The sequence below is a fragment of the Brevibacterium sp. LAARM3_SD1 genome, assembly GCF_057364765.1.
In genome coordinates this window covers 1-4,750 of record NZ_JBNFOL010000065.1, presented here as the reverse complement: position 1 = coordinate 4,750, position 4,750 = coordinate 1, and the positions used below count along the sequence as shown (strand labels likewise).

Sequence of the window (4,750 nt, the reverse complement as noted above, 5' to 3'; positions counted from 1 at the left end):
GGCTTCGGTGCGCCGGGGCTTCGGCGCCGAGGAGGCAGCAGGCTTGGCCTCGGCTGCGGGAGCCTCGGTCGGTTCTGCGGCCGTTCGGAGTGGACGGCTTGGCGGCGGCTTGGCGCCGGGCTTCGGTGCGGACTTCGCAGCGGGGGCGGCATCCTCGGCGGGGGCCGATTTTGCCGAAGCAGCAGGCTTCGCAGCACCGGGCTTGGCGGCCGACTTCGCGGCGGGCTTGGGTGCGGGCTTCGCACCGGGTTTCGGGGCTCCGGGCTTCGCGGCCGGCTTGGCGGCCTTCTTCGCGCCAGCGGACTTCTCACCACCGGCGGGAGCGGAATCGGCGAAGGCCTCCTTCACGCGGCGCACGACGGGCGCTTCGAGCGTCGAAGAGGCGGAGCGAACGAATTCGCCCATGTCCTGGAGCTTTTCGAGGACGTTCTTGCTTGTTGTGCCGAGCTCTTTCGCGAGCTCATGGACACGGGGCTTTGCCACAGTTCTCCTGTCCGGGTTCTTTCCCGGTCAGGAAAGAACCTCATCAATGAAGAGCAGTACTCATCTCACTGCTCTCTCGAATTCCGTCTGGGTGTCATCGTGCGACACTCACAACTTGTCATCCATTCGGCTACCCGTTCTCTTTGGGTTCGGTGTCCGGCCTCGGGAGGTCCGAGGCGGTGATCTTCGTTCGAAAGGATCGAGCGAAGGCGGCAGTGGTCAGGGCCTTGTTCAGGCACTTCGCGTCAGGGTGCACCCACGCACCACGCCCCGGCAGTGTCGCTGACACATCGTGGACGACGGCGGGGTGCTGATCGGGGCGGAACACGAAGCGTGTCAGCTCGTCCCGACCGGCCTTCTGCCTACAGGCGATGCACGTCCTTACGGGTCCATCACCAACATTCACAATGAATGATTCTACAGCACCGGCACCCCCGCGCGCGCCAAGGGGGCCAGTGGTGCCAATCACTGCATGAGGCTACTCGCCTGCGACGATGTCGATCTTCCACCCGGTGAGCTTCGCCGCCAGGCGGGCATTCTGCCCTTCCTTGCCGATCGCCAGGGACAGCTGGTCGGTGGGGACGACGGCACGGGATTCCTGCGCGGCGGCGTCGAGGATCTCCACGCTCTTGGCCTTGGCCGGGGACAGCGCGTGGGCGATGAACTTCGCCGGGTCGTCGGAGTAGTCGACGATGTCGATCTTCTCCTGGCCGAGTTCGTTCATGACCGCGCGCACACGGGAGCCGAGTTCGCCGATGCACGAGCCCTTCGCGTTGACTCCAGGCTTCGTAGCGCGCACGGCGAGTTTCGTGCGGTGGCCGGCTTCGCGGGACAGGGACACGATCTCGACGGTGCCGTCGGCGATCTCCGGGGCCTCATGGGCGAAGAGTCGGCGCACGAGGTTCGGGTGGGTGCGGGAGACAGTGACCGACGTGCCCTTCGTTCCCTTGTGCACGTCGGCGATGTAGACGCGCAGGCGGGTGCCGTGGGCGTAGGTCTCGCCGGGGACCTGCTCGTGCGGCGGCAGCACCGCTTCGACGTCTCCGATGTCGACCTGGACCATCTGCGGGTCCCGGCCCTGCTGGATGATGCCGGAGACGATCTCGCCCTCACGGCCCTTGAACGTGCCGAGCAGCGTCTCGTCTTCGACATCGCGCAGCCGCTGGTGGATGACCTGCCGGGCGGTCTGGGCGGCGATCCGGCCGAAGCCGGTGGGAGTGTCGTCGAACTCGCCGATCGGGTTGTCGTCGTTGTCGAATTCCACGGCGAGGATGCGCACCTCGCCGGTGGACTTGTCGAGTTCGGCGCGGGCGTCGGGCCAGGCCCCTTCGGTCTTCTGGTAGGCGAGGAAGAGCGCCTGTTCGATGAGTTCGATGAGGGTTTCCAGCGGAATCTCACGCTCTCGTTCGATGACGCGCAGAACATTGAGGTCGATGTCCATGTTTTAGTCCTCTCTCGCTCAACCGAGCATTGAATTGTCTGTGTTCACTTATGCAGGCGTAACAGTCTATCCCAGTCTGCGCCTGCACTCAGCCTGCGCTGGGGCCATCTCACCGCCGGCGGAGCGTGAGGTTCGCCTCAGCGGAACTTCAATTCGACCTGGGCCTTGCGGATTTCGCCGAAATCGACCGTCTTCGACTCCTTGCGCTGGGGGTCCGTGCCCGTGATCGAACTCTCCCCCACCTCGGCGAGGTCGAGCTTGAAGGTGTCCTTCTTCGTCGTGATCTCCAGGCGACGGCCGATGACGCGTCGGAAGTGGCGGGGGGTCTCGAGTTTCCGGGTGGCTCCGGGGCTCGTGACCTCGAGCTGGTAGGGCTTGTCCCGGAAGATCTCGACCTCGTCGAGGGCGTCGCCGACGATCTTCGTTGATTCGGCGATCTTCTCCATCGACATCGGATCGGTGCTCGATTCGTCGAGGTCGACGACGACGGTGAGCGTGCGCCGCGGTCCGGCCGCTACCGCTTTGACGGTCTCGAGGTGGAATCCCGCATCCTTAAGGGGCGGGGCGAGCAGGCCCTTGATCCGCTCGACGTCTTCGTCCATTTCTCCTCCATATCCTTGTGCGTCCCCTTCGCCGAGGCGGGGCGAGGGGGCCGGCGAACCGTGCACGTGTGCGACCGCCGTGTTCTCACCCACCCTAAGCGACAGCCGCCGTCGAGGTTAAGCCTTCGTCCCGGTTCGGGTGTCGATCGGGTCTCCCCCGCCCGTGACGAGGCATCCGATAGGATTGCCGTATGCGTTTTCCCGTCAGTCGCCGCGGCCTGCTCACTGCCGGCGTCGGCGGGCTGAGCGTCGGCCTGCTCACCGCCTGCGGCCTGCGACTCGATCAGGATCCCGAGATCCCCACGCTCGATTCGACCCAGCAGCTGCGCAATCGTCTGGCCCGCATCCTCGACTCCACCTCCCCCGGCTCCGGGGATCCCGAAACCGCCGGTGAGGATCTCGCCGATTTCGTTGACGCGGTCGGACCAGTGTGGAATCCGCCGACCGAGTTCGCCACCGAGGCGCCCCCGACCGAGGAGGACCGCACCTTCGTCCAAGCCGCCGAGGTGGCTTCCCGCGCCGTCTTCGAAGCGTCGTCGTCCTTGGGCTCGGATCTCATTCCCGTCCTGGCCGATGTGGCCACGGGTCTGGCCCTGGTCGCCGGGACGAAGAAGCCGGAGCTCATCACCACCGCAGATGAGCTCATCCGCGCCGGCCGTGAGGAGCTCGATCAGAGCAAGGACGGAAAGCAGACGACTCAGGGCTCGGACGACGGGGACGAGGGCGACGAGAAGAAGGCCGATCGCGCGAAGGTCTTCAACGCGATCCTCAACCAATCACGGGCGGCCGCCTACGGCTATGAACGGCTTGCCGTGAACTTCCATTCGAAGTCGCGCGAACGCACGGCTACGTTGGCACGGCTCGAATCCTTGGGCGCTCTGTCCGGGGAGATGCTGGAACTCCTCGGTGAGGACTCGGCCGACCCGGCCGCCTCGGCGTGGAAGCTCGACCCCACCCCGACGGATGCGGAGTCCGCGAAGGAACTCGCGCTCTCCCTCGAGGACGGCATCGCCTCCGTGCTTCTGCCCTGGTTGGAGGCGGACGCCTCGGCGATCCTGCGTCTGTGGGAATCGGCCCGGACCCGGACGGTCTTCGCCGCTGCCCAGCCGCTGCGTTTCACCTATGACGAACCCGGGCAGGCGGAGGTGCAGGAATGAAAGTTCCACCGGTTCTCTACCGTGCGACGCGCGAGATCATCGGCGAATATCGCACGGATTCGTGGGTCGCCGCGCTCGACTATATGGCCAATGAGCTCCTCGACCGGTGGAAGCTGCGCTTCGACGATGTGCCAGGGGCGCCGTGGGCCGGCTGCGAGTCCTTGGTCATTCCGGTGCTCACTCAGGAGAACTATCAGGGGGTGCTGCGGTTCGCCGCTCCCACCTCGGCGCATACAGCCGCGCATGCGCAGGTGCTGCGCGCGCTGAAGATGTGGAACGGGCACGGGGCCGTCCGGGTCATCCGGGATGATCGCAGCTTCCGGGTCACTCTGCAGGAGAGGCTGCGCACGAAGGACAATCTGTCCGTGCTCCCCCTGGCCGATGTCCCGCCGGTGTGGGGTGCCCTGCAGCGGTCCTTGGAGATTCCGGCGACCTCGGAGTTCCTGCGGGTCCAGGACGTCGTGGCCGGGTGGCTGAACACCTTCGATGCCGATGCCGCGCTGCTGACCGGGTGGTCGGAGGCAGGTCCGCACGATTCCCTGCTGCTGTCGTTCGCGCGCAATTGGATGCAGACTCTCGCGTCGTCGGATGAGAACTGGCTCATCCACGCCGATCTGCATTACTACAACATCCTCGCAGGCAATCCCGATCCGACGGGCATCTCGACGTGGAAGGCCATCGACCCGCAGCCCTTGGCCGGTCCGGCCGCCTACACCCTGGCTCCGATCCTGTGGAACCGTCTGGCCGAGATCCCCTCGGACCATCCGCAGGCGCAGGCGGCGTGGCTGCGCGGCTTCGCCACGGATCTGGCGCTGTGCGCCGGGGTCGATCCGCAGTACGGGATGGGTGCGACCGTGGCCCGCGAGATCACGAATATGTTCTGGTACCTGCGCGCAGCCTCCGGCGGATCGAACTCGGGCTTGGCCGATGCCGCCAGATCCCTGTGGGTGGCGCGCGCCCTGTCGGGTGCCGACGTGGCCGGAGTCAACGCCCACGCCCTCAAACCCATCGGCTGACCCTAGTTGCTACCTGACGGCGGCCCAGATACCTCGCGCGAGGTTGCTGGG

At 66.2% G+C, this 4,750-nt stretch carries 6 protein-coding genes; 2 read left to right on the top strand and 4 right to left on the bottom strand.

Annotated features, from left to right (window positions below; all coding sequences use genetic code 11):
- From AC2W7L_RS18430 to AC2W7L_RS18415, 4 genes are all read right to left on the bottom strand, one after another.
- Positions 1-483, bottom strand: a 483-nt coding sequence (locus AC2W7L_RS18430) for a translation initiation factor IF-2 N-terminal domain-containing protein (protein ID WP_486005625.1), incomplete at its 3' end; no start/stop codon positions are given.
- 130 nt (positions 484-613) lie between these two features.
- The gene (locus AC2W7L_RS18425) at positions 614-889 is read right to left on the bottom strand and encodes a YlxR family protein (protein ID WP_486005624.1); all 276 of its coding nucleotides are present in this window, start codon (positions 887-889) and stop codon (positions 614-616) included.
- 72 nt (positions 890-961) lie between these two features.
- Positions 962-1,924 carry a transcription termination factor NusA gene (gene nusA / locus AC2W7L_RS18420; protein WP_486005623.1) on the bottom strand — a complete coding sequence of 321 codons (963 nt, stop codon included), beginning with the start codon at positions 1,922-1,924 and terminating at the stop codon, positions 962-964.
- Between the two features lie 137 nt (positions 1,925-2,061).
- Entirely contained in the window at positions 2,062-2,526 is a 465-nt protein-coding gene (locus AC2W7L_RS18415) for a ribosome maturation factor RimP (protein ID WP_486005622.1), read from the bottom strand.
- A 191-nt stretch (positions 2,527-2,717) separates the two neighbouring features.
- Between AC2W7L_RS18415 and AC2W7L_RS18410 the strand changes: the two genes are divergently transcribed.
- Positions 2,718-3,683, top strand: a complete 966-nt coding sequence (locus AC2W7L_RS18410; RefSeq protein WP_486005621.1) for a hypothetical protein — start codon at positions 2,718-2,720, stop codon at positions 3,681-3,683.
- A complete protein-coding gene (locus tag AC2W7L_RS18405; RefSeq protein ID WP_486005620.1) occupies positions 3,680-4,699 on the top strand; it encodes an aminoglycoside phosphotransferase family protein in 1,020 nt (339 codons plus the stop codon). The genes AC2W7L_RS18410 and AC2W7L_RS18405 overlap by 4 nt, the downstream gene beginning before the upstream one ends.
- The last annotated feature ends 51 nt before the right edge of the window (positions 4,700-4,750 follow it).

Coding starts and splice junctions, on each gene's coding strand:
- nusA (WP_486005623.1), bottom strand. CDS start 1,924: ATGGACATCGACCTCAATGTTCTGCGCGTCATCGAACGAGAGCGTGAG.
- AC2W7L_RS18415 (WP_486005622.1), bottom strand. CDS start 2,526: ATGGACGAAGACGTCGAGCGGATCAAGGGCCTGCTCGCCCCGCCCCTT.
- AC2W7L_RS18410 (WP_486005621.1), top strand. CDS start 2,718: ATGCGTTTTCCCGTCAGTCGCCGCGGCCTGCTCACTGCCGGCGTCGGC.
- AC2W7L_RS18405 (WP_486005620.1), top strand. CDS start 3,680: ATGAAAGTTCCACCGGTTCTCTACCGTGCGACGCGCGAGATCATCGGC.